Source organism: Flavobacterium branchiophilum NBRC 15030 = ATCC 35035 (genome assembly GCF_002217205.1).
Classification (GTDB): domain Bacteria; phylum Bacteroidota; class Bacteroidia; order Flavobacteriales; family Flavobacteriaceae; genus Flavobacterium; species Flavobacterium branchiophilum.
Window position 1 is genome coordinate 21,854 of sequence record NZ_MUGT01000030.1, and the last position, 19,976, is coordinate 41,829.

Genomic DNA, 19,976 nt, shown 5'->3' on the forward strand with positions numbered 1-19,976 from the left:
GTAGTTAGTTGAAATGCAAAATTAATAAATTAAAAGAAAAAATAAAGTAAAAACATAAAAAAAGGACAAACTTAATAAAGTTTATCCTTTGATATTAATGCAATTAAATCATTATTCGGCAGATTCAGTAGTTTCAGTTTCAGTAGCAGGATTTTCAGCTACTTCTTCTGTTTTTTTAGCTTTACCACCACGACGGCTTTTAGCTTTTTTAACTTCTTTTTTACCACCGTTATAAATTTCGTTAAAATCAACAAGTTCGATCATTGCCATATCAGCATTATCTCCCAAACGATTACCAACTTTTATAATTCGGGTGTATCCACCAGGACGATCTCCTACTTTTTCAGCTACTTCTCTGAATAATTCAGTTATAGCATACTTATTACGAAGGTTTGCAAAACAGATACGACGGTTGTGTGTTGTATCTTGTTTAGATTTTGTTATTAAAGGCTCAACAAATTGTTTAAGCGCTTTTGCTTTAGCAACAGTAGTGTTTATACGTTTGTGCTCAATAAGAGAACAAGCCATATTAGCCAACATAGATTTTCTATGCCCAGTTTGTCTGCTAAGATGATTGAATTTTTTTCCGTGTCTCATTGCTGTGTAAAATTTAATCTCACCAAAAGGTGGACTAGATTAATCTTTATCTAATTTGTATTTTGTTAAATCCATTCCGAAAGTTAAATTTTTAACCGCAACAAGTTCATCAAGTTCAGTTAAAGATTTTTTACCAAAATTTCGGAATTTCATAAGGTCATGTTTATTGAAGGATACCAAATCTCCAAGTGTTTCAACTTCTGCCGCTTTCAAACAGTTCAAAGCTCTTACTGACAAATCCATATCTACAAGCTTCGTTTTTAATAACTGACGCATGTGTAAAGACTCTTCGTCATAAGATTCTGTTTGAGCAATTTCATCAGCCTCAAGAGTAATTCTTTCATCAGAAAATAACATAAAGTGGTGAATTAACACTTTTGCAGCTTCAGTTAGAGCATCTTTTGGATGAATAGAACCATCAGTTTTAATTTCAAAAACTAATTTTTCGTAATCGGTTTTTTGCTCAACACGAAAGTTTTCAATGGAATACTTTACATTTTTTACAGGTGTAAAAATAGAATCAGTAAAAATAGTTCCAATAGCTGCATTTTGTTTTTTATTTTCTTCAGCAGGAACATAACCTCTACCCTTTTCGATTGTTAGCTCAAAACTCAATTTGATACTAGCATCTAAATTACAAATAATCAAATCTGGATTCAATACTTGAAAACCAGAAATAAATTTTTGAAAATCTCCAGCAGTAAGTTTGTCTTTTCCAGAAATTGAAATCGAAACAGTTTCATTATCAACTTCATCAATCTGACGTTTGAAACGAACTTGTTTAAGATTTAAAATAATTTCTGTTACATCTTCAACTACTCCAGAAATAGTAGAGAACTCATGATCTACACCTTCAATTCTTACAGAGGTAATTGCATACCCTTCTAAAGCAGAAAGCATAACTCTTCTAAGAGCATTACCAACAGTCAATCCATAACCAGGTTCTAAAGGTCTAAATTCAAATTTACCTTCAAAATCGGTTGAATCGATCATGATAACTTTATCGGGCTTCTGAAAATTAAATATTGCCATAATTTCGACTAAGTCAATTATTATTTGTTGTACAATTCGACGATAAGTTGTTCTTTGATATTTTCTGGAATTTGAATTCTAGCAGGAACAGATACAAATGTTCCTTCTTTTTTATCATTATTCCAAGTTATCCATTCATAAACATGGCTAGAGTTAGATAAAGAACGATCGATAGTTTCTAAAGATTTAGATTTTTCACGAACGGCAACTACATCACCAGCTTTTAAATGATAGGATGGTATGTTTACACACTCTCCATTTACTGTAATATGTCTGTGAGATACAATTTGTCTTGCGGCTCTTCTTGAAGGAGCAATTCCCATTCTAAAAACCACATTATCTAATCTTGCTTCACATAATTGTAAAAGAACTTCACCAGTTACCCCTTTAGTTGCAGAAGCTTTTTCAAAAAGATTTCTAAATTGCTTTTCTAAAATTCCATAAGAATATTTAGCTTTTTGTTTCTCCATTAATTGGACAGCATATTCAGATTTTTTACCTCTCTTTTTAGCTAAACCATGTTGCCCTGGTGGGTAATTTCTTTTTTCGAATGCTTTATCGTCTCCGAAAATCGCTTCGCCAAATTTACGTGCTATTTTGGTTTTTGGACCAGTATATCTTGCCATTTTTTTAAAAATTTAAGGTAGAAATTATGAATTCAGGTCAAATCCTTCGATAATTATGTTGCTACCTTGTTATACTATTTACTTTATAAAATTATACTCTACGTCTTTTTGGAGGACGACATCCGTTATGAGGCATTGGTGTTACATCAATAATTTCTGTAACTTCAATTCCTCCATTATGTATGGAACGTATAGCAGACTCACGTCCGTTACCTGGTCCTTTTACATAAACTTTAACTTTTTTCAATCCAGCTTCAAGAGCTACTTTACTACAATCTTCTGCGGCCATTTGAGCTGCATAAGGAGTATTCTTTTTAGAACCTCTGAAGCCCATTTTACCAGCTGAAGACCATGAAATCACTTCACCTTTTTTGTTTGTCAAAGAAATGATGATGTTGTTGAAAGTAGCAGAAATATGAGCTTCTCCAGTTGACTCAACAATAACTTTACGTTTTTTTGCAGTTGCTTTAGCCATATTACTTATTATTTAGTTGCTTTTTTCTTGTTCGCAACAGTTTTTCTTTTACCTTTTCTAGTTCTAGAATTATTTTTAGTTCTTTGACCTCTTAATGGAAGTCCAGATCTATGACGGATTCCTCTGTAGCATCCAATATCCATCAAACGTTTGATGTTTAAAGATATTTCAGAACGCAATTCTCCTTCAATTTTAAAAGAAGAAACGGCATCCCTGATGGCTCCAATTTCGTCGTCATTCCATTCATTAACTTTCTTGTCTTGGCTAACTTGAGCTTTATCTAAAATCTCAATAGCTCTACTATTTCCTATTCCGAAGATATAGGTAAGTGCAATAACACCTCTCTTGTTTTTTGGGATATCTACCCCTGCAATTCTTGCCATAATTATCCTTGTCTTTGTTTAAATCTAGGATTCTTTTTGTTAATCACGTATAATCTGCCTTTACGACGTACAATAATGCACTCGGCACTTCTTTTTTTAACTGATGCTCTTACTTTCATTTTTTAATTGCTTTTTGCTATATGCCTTACGCTAAACATAAAATGTACTTGCCTATTGCTTATTGCTTATTTAATATCTATAAGTAATTCTTGCTTTTGACAAATCGTAAGGACTCATTTCTAACTTAACTTTATCACCAGGTAATAATTTAATATAATGCATACGCATTTTTCCAGAAATATGAGCTATTACAATATGTCCATTTTCTAATTCTACTCGAAACATTGCATTAGATAATGCTTCGATTATCGATCCGTCTTGTTCTATTGCTGATTGTTTTGCCATAATATTAAGCTAATGCTTTTCTATTTTTGCCTGTTTTCATTAAACCATCATATTCTTTATTCAATAAATAAGTGTTAATTTGTTGAATAGTATCAATAACAACACCTACCATAATAATTAAAGAGGTACCTCCAAAGAATAATGCCCATGATTGTTGAACATTGAGCAAATTTACAACAATTGCTGGAAATATAGCTATCAATGCTAAAAATAATGCACCTGGCAAAGTAATTAATGACATTAAGTGGTCTAAAAAGTCAGATGTTTCTGCACCTGGCTTAATTCCAGGGATAAAACCACCGCTTCTTTTTAAATCATCTGCCATTTTATTGGTTGGAACTGTAATTGCAGTATATAAATAGGTAAATACAACAATCAATGTAGCAAAAACAACATTATACCATAGTCCAAAAATATTACTAAAAGCTGCACTAATAGATTGAGCAGTTTCAGATGTTTTAGACAATCCTGCAATTGCAGAAGGTATAAACATAATAGCCTGAGCAAAAATTATTGGCATAACTCCCGAAGCATTTAATTTTAATGGAATCCATTGTCTGTTAGCATCTAGCATATCTTGTTCAAAATCGCCCGAAGCAGTACGTCTTGCATACTGTACAGGTATTTTACGAACAGCCATCACTAGCAATACACAAGCAATGATTACTAAAAACCAAATAATTATTTCAAAAACAATTAACATAGGTCCTCCATTATTTTGAGAAACAACAGACGAGAACTCTTGAATAAAAGCTTGAGGCATTCTAGCCAAAATTCCAATCATTATCAACAAAGAAATACCATTTCCGATACCTTTGTCTGTAATTTTTTCACCCAACCACATAGCAAAAATAGTCCCTGTTACTAATATCGTTACGGATGAAAATAGGAAAGAAAACTCAGAAATCAACTCTGGATTAGTTGAAGAAATAATTGCATTTGGTATCGTTCTGTAAAGATTATAAATATAACCTGGACCTTGTACTAATGTAATCAAAATAGTTAACCAACGGGTAATTTGGTTAATTTTCTTTCTTCCGCTCTCGCCATCTTTTTGAAGTTTTTGCAAATAAGGAATAGCAATTCCCATTAACTGCACCACAATAGAAGCAGATATATAAGGCATAATACCTAATGCAAATACAGAAGCTTTAGAAAACGCACCACCTGTAAAAACGTTGATTAACCAACCAATACCTTCACTAGTTTGATTTGAAAGTTGATCTAATTTTGTAGCATCAATACCTGGAAGCGTAACATGCGCTCCAAATCGATAAACTAATAGAAGCCCCAAAGTAATGAGGATTCTATTTTTTAGTTCTTCGATTTTCCAAACATTAATAAATGATTCAATAAATTTCTTCATCTTGATTGAATTTTACAATGTTACAGCTTCACCACCTGCTGCTTCAATAGCAGCTTTTGCAGAAGCAGTAAATTTATGAGCAGTTACTTTTAATTTTGCTTTAAGCTCGCCTCTACCTAAAATTTTAACAATTTCATTTTTAGTAGCTAAACGATTTTGAACAAATACTGACATATCAACAGTATCTTGAATCGCACCATTATCAACTAATAATTGAAGCGTATCTAAATTTACACCTTCGTAATTTTTACGATTAATGTTTTTAAAACCAAACTTAGGCACACGTCTTTGAAGTGGCATTTGACCACCTTCAAAACCAATCTTTTTTGAATAACCAGAACGTGATTTTGCTCCTTTGTGTCCTCTTGCAGAAGTACCACCTTTTCCAGAACCTTCGCCTCTACCTAATCTTTTATTTTGATTGTGTGTTGATCCTTCAGCAGGTTGTAAATTACTTAAATTCATAACTGTAATTAATTATTTAGCTTCTTCAACAGAAACTAAGTGTTTTACTTTGTTTATCATCCCAAGTATAGTAGCATTTGATTCATGCTCTACTACTTGTCCCATTTTACGAAGTCCTAAAGCCTCTAATCCTCTTTTTTGTGTAAGAGGACAATTGATTTTACTTCTAACTTGTTTTACTAATAACTTAGCCATAATTTCCGTTGAATTAACCTTTAAAAACTTTTTCTAATGAAACCCCTCTTTGTTTTGCAACCGTATGAGCACTTCTCATTTGCAATAATGCATCAAAAGTAGCTTTTACTACGTTGTGAGGGTTAGACGATCCTTGAGATTTTGATAATACATCATGAATACCTACTGATTCAAGTACTGAACGAACAGCACCACCAGCAATAACTCCAGTACCATGAGAGGCAGGAATTAAAAATACACGTGCACCACCAAATTTACCTTTTTGTTCGTGTGGTACAGATTGACCATTCAAAGGAATTTTTACTAAATTTTTCTTAGCATCTTCAACTGCTTTAGCAATCGCTTCAGATACATCTTTAGATTTTCCTAAACCATGACCCACTACACCATTTTCATCACCAACCACTACAATAGCAGAAAAGCCAAATGCTCTACCCCCTTTTGTAACTTTAGTAACACGATTTACACTTACCAAACGATCTTTTAATTCTAATCCACTTGGTTTTACAAACTCTACATTCTTGTATTTATTAGACATATATATTAGAATTTAAGTCCAGCAGCTCTTGCGCCTTCTGCTAATGATTTAATACGACCATGATATAAATAACCTCCTCTATCAAATGTTACTGTTTCGATTCCAGCTTTTAAAGCCTTTTCGGCAACAAGTTTACCAACAGCTGAAGCTACTTCAACATTCGTACCTTTTCCTATTTCTTTTTCTCTTGAAGATGCAGCTAACAAAGTAACTCCATTTACGTCGTCAATTAATTGAGCATAAATTTCTTTATTACTTCTAAATACAGAAAGTCTAGGTTTAGCAGTAGTACCACTAATTGTTTTTCTTATTCTATATCTAATTCTCTGTCTTCTATCAGATTTTGTTAATGACATAATCTTATTTTTTAAGCTGATTTACCTGCTTTTCTTCTTAATACTTCACCTACGAATTTAACACCTTTTCCTTTGTAAGGTTCTGGTTTACGGAAACCTCTAATTTTTGCCGCAATTTGACCCAAAAGTTGTTTGTCAAATGATGTTAATTTCACAATTGGATTCTTCCCTTTTTCTGAAATAGTTTCCAAAGTTACCTCAGGAGCTACTTCTAAAATAATATTGTGTGAGAATCCAAGAGCCAAATCTAATTTTTGACCTTGATTTGAAGCTCTATAACCAACTCCAACCAACTCCAAAGATTTGGTAAAACCTTCAGACACTCCAATAATCATATTATTGACTAATGATCTGTACAAACCGTGTTTTGCTCTATGGTTTTTATGATCAGACGATCTTTCTACTATAACTTGATCGCCTTCAACTTTTACACTTACATCCGAAAACTCTTGTGTTAGTTGACCTAATTTTCCTTTTACTGTAATTACACCTTCCTGAACATCTACTGTTACTCCGGCTGGAACTACAATTGGATTTTTACCTATTCTTGACATATTGTAGTCTTAATTATTAGTATACGTAACAAATTACTTCTCCACCAACATTCAATTGTTTTGCTTGCTTTCCAGTCATTAAACCTTTAGAAGTTGAAACAATAGCAATTCCTAATCCGTTAAGGATTCTAGGAAGTTTAGAAGCACCCGCATATTTACGTAAACCAGGTTTACTAATTCTTTGAATATCTTTAATTACAGGCTCTTTAGTATCTTTATCATACTTCAAAGCAATTTTGATTGAACCTTGTACAGCGTTCTCTTCAAATTTGTAACTTAAAATATATCCTTGATCAAATAAAATCTTGGTGATTTCTTTTTTAAGATTAGAAGCAGGTATTTGCACCACTTTGTGGTTAGCTGCTACCGCATTTCTAATTCTTGTTAAATAATCTGCAATAGGATCTGTATTCATTTACTTTATATTTGCGATTCCGGTTTTCAATAAAATTATTTTATTGAACCTAAAATCAATTAAATTAATTTTAAAACAGCTCTTTCTGGCAATTACCAGCTCGCTTTTTTAACTCCAGGAATTAATCCTTGGTTAGCCATTTCACGGAATGTAACACGAGAAATACCAAACTGACGCATATACCCTCTAGGTCTTCCAGTTAATTTACAACGATTGTGTAAACGAACTGGCGAAGCATTTTTAGGTAATTTTTGTAAACCTTCATAATCTCCAGCTTCTAATAAAGCTTTTCTTTTTTCGGCATACTTTGCAACAGTTTTTTCTCTTTTTACCTCACGGGCTTTCATTGATTCTTTTGCCATGTCTTAATTCTTTTTAAAAGGTAATCCTAATTGAGATAACAAAGATTTTGCTTCTTTATCTGTACTTGCAGACGTAACAAAAGTGATATCCATACCAGATATTTTATTTACTTTATCAATATCAATTTCAGGGAAAATGATTTGTTCTAAAACACCAAGGTTGTAATTTCCTCGTCCGTCAAAACCAGTAGCTTTAATTCCGCTAAAGTCTCTAACTCGTGGCAATGCTGATGTAATTAGTCTATCTAAAAACTCATACATTCTTTCGCCACGCAATGTTACTTTTGCACCAATTGGCATTCCTTTTCTTAATTTAAAAGACGCAACGTCTTTTTTAGAAATAGTGGAAACTGCTTTTTGTCCAGTAATCTTAGTCAATTCATCAACTGCATAGTCAATTAATTTTTTGTCAGATACTGCTGCACCAACTCCTTTACTCAAAACGATTTTTTCCAATTTTGGAACTTGCATTACGTTTTTGTAACCGAATTCTTCTGTAAGAGCAGCAATAACTCTGCTCTTATATTCATCTTTTAGTCTAGGTATATAAGCCATTACTATAATACTTGATTAGATTTTTTTGAAAATCTTACTTTTTTATCTCCTTCTATTCTTATTCCAACTCTAGTAGTTTCCTTTGTTTTAGGATCAATTAGAGCTATGTTTGAAATTTGAATAGGAGCTTCTTTTTTCACAATACCACCTTGTGGATTTTTTGCACTTGGTTTTGTATGTTTAGAAACCATATTTACAGCCTCTACAATCGCTTTGTTTTTCTCACGATCCACTTTTAGTACTTTGCCTTCTGCCCCTTTGTGGTCTCCAGCAATTACTCTTACGATGTCTCCTGTTTTAATTTTTAGCTTTATCATTTCAATAATAATTAAAGCACTTCAGGTGCTAATGATACAATTTTCATGAATTGTTTTTCACGAAGTTCTCTTGCTACCGGACCAAAAACACGAGTGCCTCTCATTTCACCAGCTGCGTTTAACAACACACAAGCGTTGTCATCAAATCTGATATATGAACCATCGGCTCTTCTTACTTCTTTTTTGGTACGTACAACAACTGCAGTTGAAACAGCTCCTTTTTTTACGTTTCCGTTTGGAGTTGCATCTTTAATAGAAACTACAATCTTGTCTCCAACAGAGGCATACCTTCTTTTGGTACCTCCTAAAACACGGATAGTTAAAACTTCTTTTGCTCCCGTGTTATCTGCTACTTTTAGTCTTGATTCTTGTTGTACCATAATTATTTAGCTCTTTCAATGATTTCAACTAATCTCCAACATTTAGATTTACTCAAAGGGCGAGTTTCGCTTATCTTTACAGTATCTCCAATGTTACAGTCGTTTGTTTCGTCGTGTGCAACATATTTTTTTGTTTTCAACACGAACTTACCGTATAAAGGGTGTTTTACTTTACGTACTTCAGCAACTACAATAGATTTATCCATTTTGTTTGAAGTAACAACACCAATTCTCTCTTTTCTTAAATTTCTTTTTTCCATCTTTCAGCAGAATACAATTATTGTAACTCTCTTTTAGTAAGTTCTGTAGCTATTCGAGCAATTGATCGTCTTATACTTCTAATTTGAAGTGGGTTTTCAATTGGTGAGATAGCGTGAGCCATTTTCAAATCAGCATATACTTTTTTGGTTTGGCTTAATTTCTCTTGCAACTCCGCTGCAGAAAGATTTTTTATTTCTGATTGTTTCATAATATAATATTAATTATGCTTCGAAATCTCTAGCAACGACAAATTTTGTTTTTACTGGTAATTTTTGAGCTGCCAATCTTAATGCTTCTTTTGCAACAGACAATGGCACACCACCAACTTCAAACATAATTTTTCCAGGTTTAACAACGGCAGCCCAATATTCTACGGCTCCTTTACCTTTACCCATACGTACTTCAAGAGGCTTTTTTGTAATTGGTTTGTCTGGGAAAATTTTGATCCATAACTGACCCTCTCTTTTCATGAAACGAGTTGCTGCAATACGAGCGGCCTCTATTTGACGTGATGTTAAAAACATTCCATCTTCATGTACAGATTTGATTCCAAACATGCCATTAGAAAGTTCATGACCTCTTTGAGAGTTACCTTTCATTCTACCTTTTTGTACCTTACGGTATTTTGTTCTTTTAGGCTGTAACATTTTTCTTTAATTTAAATAATTACTTTCTTTTACGAGCGTCTGATTTTCCACCTTTATTAAAGTTAGATTTGCCTCTTGGAGCATCTCCACCTTTACCACCACCGGTTCCAGATTGTTTTTTATCCATTCCAGCTAGTGGAGAAAGATCTCTCTTCCCATAAACTTCACCTTTCATGATCCATACTTTGATACCCATTCTACCATAAGTAGTATGCGCTTCTGCCAAAGCATAATCAATATCAGCTCTAAAAGTTGATAGCGGTATTCTTCCTTCTTTAAAACCTTCTGAACGTGCCATTTCAGCTCCATTCAAACGTCCAGATATTAAAACTTTAATTCCTTCTGCGTTCATTCGCATGGTTGAAGCAATTGCCATTTTAATAGCTCTTCTGTATGAAATACGGCTTTCAATTTGACGGCAGATGCTTGTTGCAACTAAATAAGCATCTAATTCAGGTCTTTTGATTTCAAAGATATTGATTTGTACCTCTTTGTCAGTAACTTTTTTAAGTTCTTCTTTCAACTTGTCTACCTCTTGACCACCTTTTCCGATAATGATACCAGGTCTGGCCGTAGTGATAGTAACGGTTACAAGTTTTAAAGTTCTTTCAATAATTACTTTTGATACACTTGCTTTTGATAAACGAGCATGAATGTACTTTCTGATTTTATAATCTTCGGCTAATTTATCGCCATAATCATTTCCACCGAACCAGTTTGAATCCCATCCTCTGATGATACCAAGTCTATTTCCAATTGGATTTGTCTTTTGTCCCATGCTGCTTATGAATTGCTTTGTGTGTTATCTATTTGTCCTAATACGATGGTTACGTGGTTAGAACGTTTTCTTATTCTGTGTGCACGACCTTGAGGTGCTGGACGAAGTCTTTTTAACATCATTCCTCCATCTACCCTGATCTCTTTAACAAAAAGGCCTGCTTCTTCTAAATTAGCATCAGCATTTTTTTGCTCCCAATTGTTGATAGCAGATAATACTAATTTTTCTAATTTTCTTGATGCCTCTTTTGTACTAAATCTTAATATATTTAGTGCTCTTTCTACCTTCTGTCCTCTTACTAGATCTGCTACTAAGCGCATTTTTCTAGGTGAAGTAGGGCAGTTATTCAATTTTGCAAAAGCAATAGACTTGTTAGCCTCTTTTCTTGCATCTGCTGTTTCTCTTTTACGAACTCCCATTGCTTCTTATTTTTTACCTTTATTTTTTGCTCCAGCATGACCTCTAAAAGATCTAGTTGGTGAAAACTCTCCTAGTTTGTGTCCTACCATGTTTTCTGTTACGTAAACTGGTACAAATTGACGACCGTTATGAACTGCGATTGTTTGTCCAACAAAGTCTGGTGTTATCATCGAAGCTCTAGACCAAGTCTTTACTACTCCTTTGTTTCCTTTTTCTATGTTTTCTTGAACTTTCTTGTCTAACTTATAATGAACGAAAGGTCCTTTTTTTAATGAACGTGCCATATCTTACTTATTTCTTTCTACGTTCTACAATATACTTGTTACTCGGATTTTTCTTAGAACGCGTTCTATAACCTTTTGCAGGTATTCCTTTTCTTGAACGTGGATGTCCTCCAGAAGAACGGCCTTCTCCACCTCCCATAGGGTGATCAACAGGGTTCATTGCTACAGGTCTTGTTCTTGGTCGTCTTCCTAACCATCTTGTTCTACCTGCTTTTCCAGATACTACTAATTGATGATCAGAATTTGATACTGCTCCAATAGTTGCAGAGCAAGTCAACAAGATTAATCTTGTTTCGCCTGATGGCATTTTGATTGTTGCAAATTTTCCGTCTCTTGCCATTAATTGTGCAAATGTACCCGCAGAACGAGCGATAACAGCTCCTTGTCCTGGACGTAATTCAATACATGAAATTACGGTTCCTAATGGTATTTTGCTTAATGGTAGTGTATTGCCAATTTCTGGTTGTGAATCTGGTCCAGAAACTAATTTCTGACCTACTTTCAAACCATTTTGAGCAATAACGTAAGTTTTTTCTCCATCAGCATAAGCTAACAAAGCTATAAAAGCAGTTCTGTTTGGATCGTACTCAATAGATTTTACTGTGGCTGGAATTCCAACTTTAGTTCTTTTAAAATCGATGATACGATAACGTTGCTTATGACCACCACCCGTATAACGCATGGTCATCTTTCCTTGACTATTTCTACCTCCAGAGTTTTTTATCGGTGCTATCAAAGAGCGTTCCGGCTTATCAGTTGTAATGGCGTCATAACCATTCACAACTCTAAATCGCTGACCTGGGGTAATAGGTTTTAATTTTCTTACTGACATTGTATCTTAGATATTGTTGTAAAAATCAATTGATTCTCCTTCTTTTACTTGTACAAATGCTTTTTTCTCTGCATTTGTTTTTCCGCTGATTAAACCACTTTTAGTGTATTTTGTTGTTCTATCTGGTCTTACATTCATCGTGTTTACACTTACAACGCTTACACCATATATAGCTTCAACTGCTTTTCTGATTTCAACTTTGTTTGCTTTTTTGTTCACGAAAAAACCATAGCGATTCAAAACTTCACTTTCTTTGGTTACTTTTTCAGTTACTATAGGCTTAATTATAATGCTCATTTTCCTATTATTTGCTTAAATTTTCTTCAATTCCTTCTAAAGAACCTTCCAAAAGCACTAAGTTATTAGCGTTCAAAATTGCATAAGTGCTTAATTCTGAATTAGTTACAACACTAGAAGCCTTTAAATTGCGTGAGGACAAATATACATTTTTATTTGAATCTCCCAATACAAATAAAGATTTTTTATTTTCTAACCCTAAAGCTTTCAAAACATTAGTGAAATTTTTAGTGCTTGGAGCTTCAAAACTAAAGTCTTCTACAACAATAATGTTTGATTCTTTGGCTTTGATTGAGAACGCTGATTTTCTGGCCAATCTTTTCAAGTTTTTATTCAATTTGAATGAATAACTTCTTGGTCTTGGTCCAAAAACCGTTCCACCACCTTTAAACAATGGGCTTTTTTTGCTTCCTGCTCTTGCAGTTCCTGTCCCTTTTTGTTTTTTAATTTTACGTGTACTTCCCGCTACTTCTGCTCTTTCTTTGGCTTTGTGCGTTCCTTGACGTTGGTTTGCAAGATATTGCTTTACATCAAGATATACAGCGTGTTTGTTAGGTTCGATTGCGAATACTGAATCAGAAAGTTGTACTTTTCTTCCAGTATCTTTTCCGTTGAAATCTAATACTTTTACTTCCATTACTTCTGAATGATTACGTAAGAGTTTTTACATCCAGGAACGCATCCTTTGATTACAAGTAGGTTCTTTTCAGCTACTACTTTTAAAACTCTAAGGTTTTGAACTTTTACATTTTCTCCTCCCATTCTTCCAGCCATTCGCATTCCTTTGAATACTCGTGATGGATAAGATGAAGCTCCTACAGATCCTGGGGCTCTCAATCGGTTGTGTTGTCCGTGAGTAGATTGACCAACACCACCAAATCCGTGACGTTTTACTACCCCCTGAAAACCTTTTCCTTTTGAAACGCCTTGTACATCTACAAACTCGCCTTCTTCAAAAATAGAAACATCTATTAGATCTCCTAATTTTTGTTCGGTTGCAAAATCCTGGAATTCAACGACTTTTTTCTTAGCAACAGTTCCAGCCTTTTTAAAGTGACCTAAAGCCGCTTTGGTGGAATGTTTCTCGTTTTTGTCATCGAAACCAAGTTGCAACGCTTCGTACCCGTCGACCGCTTTGGTTCTGACTTGGGTAACAACGCATGGGCCAGCTTCTATTACGGTACATGGAATGTTTTTTCCATTTTCGTCAAAGATACTGGTCATGCCAATTTTTCTTCCGATTAACCCAGACATATTAAACATTTATTAATTAGATAATTAGAAAAGATGTTACACCTTTTCTTTCGAGCGTGCAAAGATACAATTTATTTTGTAACTACCAAATAATAATTTAAAGTTAATTTTTGTTCTTTCTGATTTTACTGTTTTTTATTAATCTATTCATTTTCAATGGCTTATTTTTTTGTTTTGGAATGGTACTATTTGCGTTTTTTAGGGTTGTTTTTTTGCTTCTTTTATACTTCGATTTGTTTATTTTTTGAATATTTTTTCAAAAATATATATGTAACATGGCTCGATATATTTGTTTTTTTTGAAAATGTTTTGGCTTTGCCACTTTGTGTGGATTGCTGATTGTTTTTTTGGTAAAGTTGTATGGTTTATTGAAAATTGATCTTCAAAATTTGTGGTTGTATTATTTTGTTTGTTGTTGAAGAAAGGGTTTGTTTGATAAACGGGGTGCCCTAGCCCAGATTGTAATGAAAAGTACGAGAATCCAAAAGGGATTTTTTGTTGCTACAAAAGAGCGACCAGCGGAAGCTCCTTTTGTGGCAAACAAAAAACCCTTTTGGATGGAGGACTTGTAATGGAAAGCTGGATGAACTCCTATTGATTTGAAATGGTTTATTATACCAAATATGGTATTTATTAGGTATAAGTTCAATATTTTTGGTGGATGGGATGGTGTATTGACTATTTTGGCTTGGTTTATGCTATTTTTGATGCGGGTTTTATAGTTAAGGTGGTTGATGTTTTAGAAATCGTTGCCAAAAACGTCTTTGTTTACGGCTTCAATATAGTTTAAAACGGTTTCTTTGCCTGTGGCATCAAGCGAGGAGGTGATGAAATGTTGTGGCATTTCGGTCCAATTGTTTTTTATCATGGCTTTTTTGTAGGCCGCAATATTGGAGTCTATTTTGGTTTTGCTTAGTTTGTCGGCTTTGGTAAAAATGATACAGAAAGGGATTTCGCTTTCGCCCATGTAGCTCATGAATTCTATGTCGATGTTTTGTGCTTCAAGCCTGATGTCTATCAATACGAAGGCACAAACGAGTTGTTGTCTTTTTTCGAAATAATCGGTTATGAATTGTTGAAAAACTGATTTGGTTTTTTTGGATACTCGGGCATATCCGTAGCCTGGCAAATCGACCAAAAACCAATTGTTGTTGATTTTGAAATGGTTGATTAGTTGTGTTTTTCCTGGTTTGCCCGATGTTTTGGCTAAATTTTTATGGTTGGTAAGCATGTTGATTAACGATGATTTACCTACATTTGATCTTCCGATAAAGGCATATTCTGGTAAAAATTCGGCAGGGCATTTGCTTACATCTGAATTGCTAATAATAAATTCGGCCGTAGTGATTTTCATTTTTTTGAAGCTTTGATTAATTTATAATTAGACTAAAAGCGGATTTTGACGAAATTCATCTTCTTCGTTGCTTACAATTCCAAGGGCTTCATATACATATTTGAAGGTTGAAAGGAGTTCTGGTTTGCCGTTTATGATGGCTACATCGTGTTCAAAATGAGCACTGGGTTTGCCATCTGCTGTTAGGATTGTCCAACCGTCTTTGAGCTGTTTGACGTTTCGGGTACCCAAATTGATCATGGGTTCTATGGCTACCACCATACCTTCTACAAAAAGTTTGCCTTTGCCACGCTTGCCGTAATTGGGCATTTCTGGTGCTTCGTGCATTTTTTGACCAACGCCATGCCCTACTAATTCTCGGACTACACCGTAGCCATGCGATTCGCAGTAGTTTTGAATTGCAGCTCCTACATCGCCTACCCTATTGCCGGCTTTGAACTGTTTGATGCCTATGTATAAACTTTCTTTGGTAATTTGCAATAATTTTTTGACTTCTGGAGCTACTTCGCCAATTTCAAATGAGTAAGCATGATCCCCATGAAAGCCATTTTTATAAGCACCACAATCTACAGAAATGACATCGCCATTTTGAAGTGGTTTGTTGTTTGGGATGCCGTGAACTACTTGAGCATTTGGGCTCATACACAAAGAGTTAGGAAATCCATATAGTCCTAAAAAACTAGGAACAGCTCCATGATCGCGGATAAACTCTTCGGCTCTTTTGTCTAAATATAAGGTGGTTACTCCTTCTTTGATTTCTGTTGCTATCATCCCTAATGTTTTAGAAACAATTAGGGCACTTTCTCGCATCAACTCAATTTGTTCTCGTGATTTTTGGACTATCATCTACAATAGATTTATTTTTTTGAAGTTGCAAAAATACATTTTTTTTGTAGATTAAACAATAGTTTCAAAAGTCGTATCGAGAACAATTTAAGCGATGTAATATATAATAGCAACATAAATTAATTGTTGCTTTCGTATTTTTTATCATATTTTATAAAAATATTGATATAAATATTACGAGCCATTCTGGCAATCATTGGAAATGACAAAACTAAAACACCTATAATGGTGAAAAAACTTTGCATTTGTGATAAATTTAAAAAATAATAAGCAATAATAAAAGTAGCTATGCCTACTGCTACATTTAAACCATAACTTACATACATGGCACCGTAGAAAAATGAAGGCTCTATTTGATATTGCAAACCACAATGGCTGCAATTGTCGTTCATTTTTAATATATTTGAAAAATGTAGTAGGTTTTTATCTACATACATATTTTCTTTTTGACATTGTGGACAAGTTCCTGTAAAAATACTATATAATTTGGATCCTTTTTTTAACATTTGCATAAATTTTTAGCAAAGGTACGTAATTGTATTTTTTGAATTGTAACAATAGTCACATAATTATGTTAAACATACACAATTTATCGGTTTCGTTTGGTGGAACTTACTTGTTTGAAGAAGTAACTTTTAGAATGGGTGCTGGCGATCGAGTGGGTCTGGTAGGGAAAAATGGTGCAGGAAAATCGACCATGCTGAAGATATTGGCCAAAGACATTGCCCCCGACTCTGGTAGTATTGCCACGGAGAAAGAAGTTCGGATTGGTTTTTTACGTCAAGATATTGATTTTGAACGAGGTAGAACTGTTTTGGAAGAGGCTTATCAGGCATTTACAGATATAAAAGAAGTAGAGCGAAAACTAGAAGAGGTAAACCACCAATTGGTTAGCCGAACAGATTATGAGAGCGAGGCATATTCGCAAATTATTGAAGAGCTTTCAGATTTAACCCATCGGTTTGAATTATTAGGAGGCTATAATTATGTGGGCGATACCGAGAAAATATTGTTGGGATTGGGTTTTAAACGGGAGGTGTTTAACAATCAAACCGAAACTTTTTCGGGTGGATGGCGAATGCGAATTGAGTTGGCCAAATTGTTGCTGCAGTCCAACGACATTTTATTGCTGGACGAACCCACAAACCACTTGGATATAGAAAGTATCATTTGGCTCGAAAATTTTTTGCGTAGCTATCCTGGTGTAGTGGTCATTGTTTCGCATGATAAAATGTTTTTGGATAATGTAACAAACCGTACTATCGAAATTTCGCTGGGCAAAGCGTATGATTTTAACAAACCTTATTCGCAATATTTAGAATTGCGGCATGAAATAAGAGAAAAACAATTGGCTACTCAAAAAAACCAGCAGAAAAAAATTGAGGAAACCGAAAAATTGATAGAAAAATTTAGGGCCAAAGCTTCGAAAGCCTCTATGGCACAATCGTTGATAAAAAAATTGGATAAAGTGGAGCGAATTGAGGTTGATGAAGACGACAATTCGGTTATGAATATTGCCTTTCCATTGTCGAAAGTACCAGGAAAAGTGGTTGTAGAGGCCGAAAATGTTGGCAAAAGTTATGGCGATAAAATTATTTTGGAAAACATCAATCTTTTAGTAGAACGGGGCAGCAAAATTGCCTTTGTTGGCCAAAACGGACAAGGCAAATCTACGTTTATCAAAGCAATTGTCGATGAATTTGAATATACAGGAACTATCAAACTGGGGCACAATGTACAATTGGGGTATTTTGCACAAAATCAGGCCGAATATTTAGATGGCGAAATAACTTTGCTCCAAACCATGGAAGATGCCGCAACGGATACCAACAGAAGTAAAGTTCGGGATATGTTGGGGTCGTTTTTGTTTAGAGGCGACGATGTGGAAAAAAAGGTAAAAGTACTTTCTGGTGGCGAACGTAACCGATTGGCTTTGTGTAAATTACTACTCCAACCCATCAACGTATTGCTAATGGACGAACCCACAAACCATTTGGACATCAAGTCTAAAAACGTGTTGAAAGCCGCTTTACAAAAATTTGAAGGCACCCTATTATTAGTGTCGCACGATAGGGATTTTTTGCAAGGAATGTCTAATATTGTGTATGAATTTAAAGATCAAAAAATAAAAGAATACCTTGGCGATATCAACTATTTTTTGGAGCAACGCAATTTGGAAAATATGCGTGAAGTGGAGAAAAAAGAAGAAATCAAGCGTGAAACTCCAAAAGAAAATAATAAGGTTTCGTATGAAGATCAAAAAAAGAGCAAAGCATTACAAAATAAATTGAGTAAAATAGAAAGTCAAATTCAGCAATTGGAAAAAGACATTCAAAACGACGACAAAGCATTGGCTTCTAATTATGATAAACATGTAGAAGATGCCCATTTTTTTACGGCATATCATAAAAAGAAAAAAGAATTGGACGACCTATTAGTACAATGGGAAATGGTACAAGAGGAATTAGACAGTTTTAGCTAATAAAATTTCTTTATAACACCTAAAAAGCCGTGGTGCCCCTTATTTCTATGATTTGATATGCCAAAGTTTTGTGCTGTGCAATCTATACTTTTGGTCAAATGAATAAAAAATGGTTTTAAGTATTGAAAAATTTTAAGGTACAATAAAGCTATTAAATCATAAAACTACAAATGTTGTTTATTTATTGACTATAAAATCCTAATCTGGCAAAAATTGAAAGTTAAACAAAAATAAAGATGGAAAAATCAAACCAATGGACTTTCAAAATGTATCAATACACCTCCGAACTCCCTTCAGAATGGGATGCATTGGGGCAACACAATATTTTTTTGTCCAAAAAATATTTAAAAGTATTAGAACAATCGGCACCCGAAAATATGAAATGTCATTTTTTTGGATTTTTTCAAAACAACCTTTTAGTAGGTATTGCCTTGGCTCAATATGTTGATTTGAATCAATTAAAATCCTTTGGAGATAGAGACCAATGCTTAAAAAAAAGTATTCGCAATTTTATTTTCAAACATTTTAGTTCGCATGTATTGTTTATGGGCAATAACATGCTCACGGGGCAACATGCGTTTTATTTTTCGGCAACAATCCCGTTGAGCGAAGGCTTGTATTGGCTGCGGCAAGCGTCGGAAATGCTCATCAAAAATTATCTTAAAAAAGGTGTTGCCATTCATTTAACATCATTTAAAGATTTTGATAAAGAAACTATTGAACAATTTGATACAACATTATATAAAGATTATTTTGTTTTTTCGACCCAACCAAACATGGTTTTTGAAATTCCAGTACAATGGCAATCAATAGAGGATTATACTGCCTTGTTGAGTAAAAAATATAGAGATCAATACAAAAGAGCTAGAAAAAAAGCAACGGGTATAACAAAACTACAAATGGATTTTGAAGCTATTAAGGCACATGAACCCGCTATCCATAATTTATATGAGCATGTAGCACAAAATGCTCCTTTCAATACTTTTTTTTTGGCACCAAATCATTTTAGCAATTTGAAACAAAATTTAGGCGATTGTTTTTTGTTTTATGGCTATTTTTTAGACGGTCATTTAATTGGCTTCAATACATTGATTCAAAACAATCAACACATCGACACGTATTTTTTAGGGTACAACCACCATATTCAAAAAGATAAAATGCTGTATTTAAACATGTTATATGACATGTTGGGGTATTCTATCAAGCATCAATTTCAAAAAGTAATTTTTTCAAGAACGGCTTTAGAAATCAAAAGTGCTGTTGGTGCAAAACCCGTAACCGTATTTGGATTAATCAAGCACGAAAACAAATGGATCAATTATTTGATGCCACGACTATTTGATTTTTTAGAGCCTAAAACCATTTGGAACGAACGCAACCCTTTTAAGGAATCATTATAATGGGGCGATTTTACACATGTGTTTGATATAAATAACAATACCTTCCCTGCCTTATAGAATTTTTTTGAAAAATTTAAGTTGTAGTAATACCAAATATACA

Annotated in this window: 33 protein-coding genes; 2 read left to right on the forward strand and 31 right to left on the reverse strand. The window is 34.0% G+C overall.

Features of this window, described 5'->3' with window-relative positions:
• Positions 1-111 precede the first annotated feature (111 nt).
• From rplQ to B0A58_RS04235, 31 genes are all read right to left on the reverse strand, one after another.
• The gene (rplQ, locus tag B0A58_RS04080; RefSeq protein ID WP_089079999.1) at positions 112-597 is read right to left on the reverse strand and encodes a 50S ribosomal protein L17; all 486 of its coding nucleotides are present in this window, start codon (positions 595-597) and stop codon (positions 112-114) included.
• A 39-nt stretch (positions 598-636) separates the two neighbouring features.
• Positions 637-1,629 (reverse strand): DNA-directed RNA polymerase subunit alpha, encoded by a 993-nt coding sequence (locus tag B0A58_RS04085; RefSeq protein ID WP_014085001.1) that lies wholly within the window; start codon positions 1,627-1,629, stop codon positions 637-639.
• Positions 1,630-1,649: 20 nt separating this feature from the next.
• Positions 1,650-2,255 (reverse strand): 30S ribosomal protein S4, encoded by a 606-nt coding sequence (gene rpsD / locus B0A58_RS04090; RefSeq protein ID WP_014085002.1) that lies wholly within the window; start codon positions 2,253-2,255, stop codon positions 1,650-1,652.
• A 91-nt stretch (positions 2,256-2,346) separates the two neighbouring features.
• Positions 2,347-2,730, reverse strand: coding sequence for a 30S ribosomal protein S11 (gene rpsK, locus B0A58_RS04095; protein ID WP_007803677.1), 384 nt, complete (start codon positions 2,728-2,730; stop codon positions 2,347-2,349).
• Between the two features lie 8 nt (positions 2,731-2,738).
• On the reverse strand, positions 2,739-3,113 hold the full coding sequence (gene rpsM, locus B0A58_RS04100) for a 30S ribosomal protein S13 (RefSeq protein ID WP_014085003.1): 375 nt from the start codon (positions 3,111-3,113) through the stop codon (positions 2,739-2,741).
• Positions 3,114-3,115: 2 nt separating this feature from the next.
• On the reverse strand, positions 3,116-3,232 hold the full coding sequence (ykgO, locus tag B0A58_RS04105) for a type B 50S ribosomal protein L36 (RefSeq protein WP_002987490.1): 117 nt from the start codon (positions 3,230-3,232) through the stop codon (positions 3,116-3,118).
• Positions 3,233-3,302: 70 nt separating this feature from the next.
• A complete protein-coding gene (gene infA, locus B0A58_RS04110) occupies positions 3,303-3,518 on the reverse strand; it encodes a translation initiation factor IF-1 (RefSeq protein ID WP_007136545.1) in 216 nt (71 codons plus the stop codon).
• Positions 3,519-3,522: 4 nt separating this feature from the next.
• A complete protein-coding gene (gene secY, locus B0A58_RS04115) occupies positions 3,523-4,884 on the reverse strand; it encodes a preprotein translocase subunit SecY (protein ID WP_014085004.1) in 1,362 nt (453 codons plus the stop codon).
• A gap of 12 nt (positions 4,885-4,896) precedes the next feature.
• A complete protein-coding gene (rplO, locus tag B0A58_RS04120) occupies positions 4,897-5,349 on the reverse strand; it encodes a 50S ribosomal protein L15 (protein ID WP_014085005.1) in 453 nt (150 codons plus the stop codon).
• A 12-nt stretch (positions 5,350-5,361) separates the two neighbouring features.
• Entirely contained in the window at positions 5,362-5,544 is a 183-nt protein-coding gene (gene rpmD, locus B0A58_RS04125; protein ID WP_014085006.1) for a 50S ribosomal protein L30, read from the reverse strand.
• Between the two features lie 13 nt (positions 5,545-5,557).
• On the reverse strand, positions 5,558-6,082 hold the full coding sequence (gene rpsE / locus B0A58_RS04130; protein WP_014085007.1) for a 30S ribosomal protein S5: 525 nt from the start codon (positions 6,080-6,082) through the stop codon (positions 5,558-5,560).
• A 5-nt stretch (positions 6,083-6,087) separates the two neighbouring features.
• Complete coding sequence (gene rplR / locus B0A58_RS04135) at positions 6,088-6,438, reverse strand: 50S ribosomal protein L18 (protein WP_014085008.1); 351 nt, start codon at positions 6,436-6,438, stop codon at positions 6,088-6,090.
• Between the two features lie 11 nt (positions 6,439-6,449).
• Entirely contained in the window at positions 6,450-6,992 is a 543-nt protein-coding gene (rplF, locus tag B0A58_RS04140; RefSeq protein WP_014085009.1) for a 50S ribosomal protein L6, read from the reverse strand.
• A gap of 16 nt (positions 6,993-7,008) precedes the next feature.
• Positions 7,009-7,407, reverse strand: coding sequence for a 30S ribosomal protein S8 (gene rpsH / locus B0A58_RS04145; RefSeq protein WP_014085010.1), 399 nt, complete (start codon positions 7,405-7,407; stop codon positions 7,009-7,011).
• 92 nt (positions 7,408-7,499) lie between these two features.
• A complete protein-coding gene (gene rpsN / locus B0A58_RS04150) occupies positions 7,500-7,769 on the reverse strand; it encodes a 30S ribosomal protein S14 (RefSeq protein WP_014085011.1) in 270 nt (89 codons plus the stop codon).
• Positions 7,770-7,772: 3 nt separating this feature from the next.
• Entirely contained in the window at positions 7,773-8,324 is a 552-nt protein-coding gene (gene rplE / locus B0A58_RS04155) for a 50S ribosomal protein L5 (protein ID WP_014085012.1), read from the reverse strand.
• 2 nt (positions 8,325-8,326) lie between these two features.
• The gene (rplX, locus tag B0A58_RS04160) at positions 8,327-8,641 is read right to left on the reverse strand and encodes a 50S ribosomal protein L24 (RefSeq protein WP_014085013.1); all 315 of its coding nucleotides are present in this window, start codon (positions 8,639-8,641) and stop codon (positions 8,327-8,329) included.
• 11 nt (positions 8,642-8,652) lie between these two features.
• The gene (gene rplN / locus B0A58_RS04165; RefSeq protein ID WP_007803649.1) at positions 8,653-9,021 is read right to left on the reverse strand and encodes a 50S ribosomal protein L14; all 369 of its coding nucleotides are present in this window, start codon (positions 9,019-9,021) and stop codon (positions 8,653-8,655) included.
• A gap of 2 nt (positions 9,022-9,023) precedes the next feature.
• Positions 9,024-9,281 carry a 30S ribosomal protein S17 gene (gene rpsQ / locus B0A58_RS04170; RefSeq protein WP_014085014.1) on the reverse strand — a complete coding sequence of 86 codons (258 nt, stop codon included), beginning with the start codon at positions 9,279-9,281 and terminating at the stop codon, positions 9,024-9,026.
• 17 nt (positions 9,282-9,298) lie between these two features.
• Positions 9,299-9,490, reverse strand: coding sequence for a 50S ribosomal protein L29 (gene rpmC, locus B0A58_RS04175; RefSeq protein ID WP_014085015.1), 192 nt, complete (start codon positions 9,488-9,490; stop codon positions 9,299-9,301).
• A gap of 13 nt (positions 9,491-9,503) precedes the next feature.
• The gene (gene rplP, locus B0A58_RS04180) at positions 9,504-9,929 is read right to left on the reverse strand and encodes a 50S ribosomal protein L16 (RefSeq protein ID WP_014085016.1); all 426 of its coding nucleotides are present in this window, start codon (positions 9,927-9,929) and stop codon (positions 9,504-9,506) included.
• 19 nt (positions 9,930-9,948) lie between these two features.
• Positions 9,949-10,707: a 30S ribosomal protein S3 gene (gene rpsC / locus B0A58_RS04185; RefSeq protein ID WP_014085017.1), complete on the reverse strand. Its 759-nt coding sequence runs from the start codon at positions 10,705-10,707 to the stop codon at positions 9,949-9,951.
• A gap of 5 nt (positions 10,708-10,712) precedes the next feature.
• Positions 10,713-11,126, reverse strand: a complete 414-nt coding sequence (gene rplV, locus B0A58_RS04190) for a 50S ribosomal protein L22 (RefSeq protein ID WP_089080000.1) — start codon at positions 11,124-11,126, stop codon at positions 10,713-10,715.
• A gap of 6 nt (positions 11,127-11,132) precedes the next feature.
• On the reverse strand, positions 11,133-11,411 hold the full coding sequence (rpsS, locus tag B0A58_RS04195) for a 30S ribosomal protein S19 (protein ID WP_014085019.1): 279 nt from the start codon (positions 11,409-11,411) through the stop codon (positions 11,133-11,135).
• A 7-nt stretch (positions 11,412-11,418) separates the two neighbouring features.
• The gene (gene rplB / locus B0A58_RS04200) at positions 11,419-12,243 is read right to left on the reverse strand and encodes a 50S ribosomal protein L2 (RefSeq protein WP_014085020.1); all 825 of its coding nucleotides are present in this window, start codon (positions 12,241-12,243) and stop codon (positions 11,419-11,421) included.
• A 6-nt stretch (positions 12,244-12,249) separates the two neighbouring features.
• The gene (rplW, locus tag B0A58_RS04205) at positions 12,250-12,540 is read right to left on the reverse strand and encodes a 50S ribosomal protein L23 (protein ID WP_089080001.1); all 291 of its coding nucleotides are present in this window, start codon (positions 12,538-12,540) and stop codon (positions 12,250-12,252) included.
• Positions 12,541-12,547: 7 nt separating this feature from the next.
• Positions 12,548-13,177, reverse strand: coding sequence for a 50S ribosomal protein L4 (gene rplD / locus B0A58_RS04210; protein WP_014085022.1), 630 nt, complete (start codon positions 13,175-13,177; stop codon positions 12,548-12,550).
• Positions 13,177-13,794 carry a 50S ribosomal protein L3 gene (gene rplC / locus B0A58_RS04215; RefSeq protein ID WP_014085023.1) on the reverse strand — a complete coding sequence of 206 codons (618 nt, stop codon included), beginning with the start codon at positions 13,792-13,794 and terminating at the stop codon, positions 13,177-13,179. The genes rplD and rplC overlap by 1 nt, the downstream gene beginning before the upstream one ends.
• A gap of 739 nt (positions 13,795-14,533) precedes the next feature.
• A complete protein-coding gene (gene yihA / locus B0A58_RS04225) occupies positions 14,534-15,148 on the reverse strand; it encodes a ribosome biogenesis GTP-binding protein YihA/YsxC (protein WP_014085024.1) in 615 nt (204 codons plus the stop codon).
• Between the two features lie 27 nt (positions 15,149-15,175).
• A complete protein-coding gene (map, locus tag B0A58_RS04230; RefSeq protein ID WP_014085025.1) occupies positions 15,176-15,994 on the reverse strand; it encodes a type I methionyl aminopeptidase in 819 nt (272 codons plus the stop codon).
• Between the two features lie 119 nt (positions 15,995-16,113).
• Positions 16,114-16,500, reverse strand: coding sequence for a DUF983 domain-containing protein (locus B0A58_RS04235; RefSeq protein ID WP_089080009.1), 387 nt, complete (start codon positions 16,498-16,500; stop codon positions 16,114-16,116).
• A gap of 65 nt (positions 16,501-16,565) precedes the next feature.
• Between B0A58_RS04235 and B0A58_RS04240 the strand changes: the two genes are divergently transcribed.
• Positions 16,566-18,476 carry an ABC-F family ATP-binding cassette domain-containing protein gene (locus B0A58_RS04240; RefSeq protein WP_014085027.1) on the forward strand — a complete coding sequence of 637 codons (1,911 nt, stop codon included), beginning with the start codon at positions 16,566-16,568 and terminating at the stop codon, positions 18,474-18,476.
• A gap of 236 nt (positions 18,477-18,712) precedes the next feature.
• Positions 18,713-19,876, forward strand: a complete 1,164-nt coding sequence (locus B0A58_RS04245) for a GNAT family N-acetyltransferase (protein ID WP_089080003.1) — start codon at positions 18,713-18,715, stop codon at positions 19,874-19,876.
• The last annotated feature ends 100 nt before the right edge of the window (positions 19,877-19,976 follow it).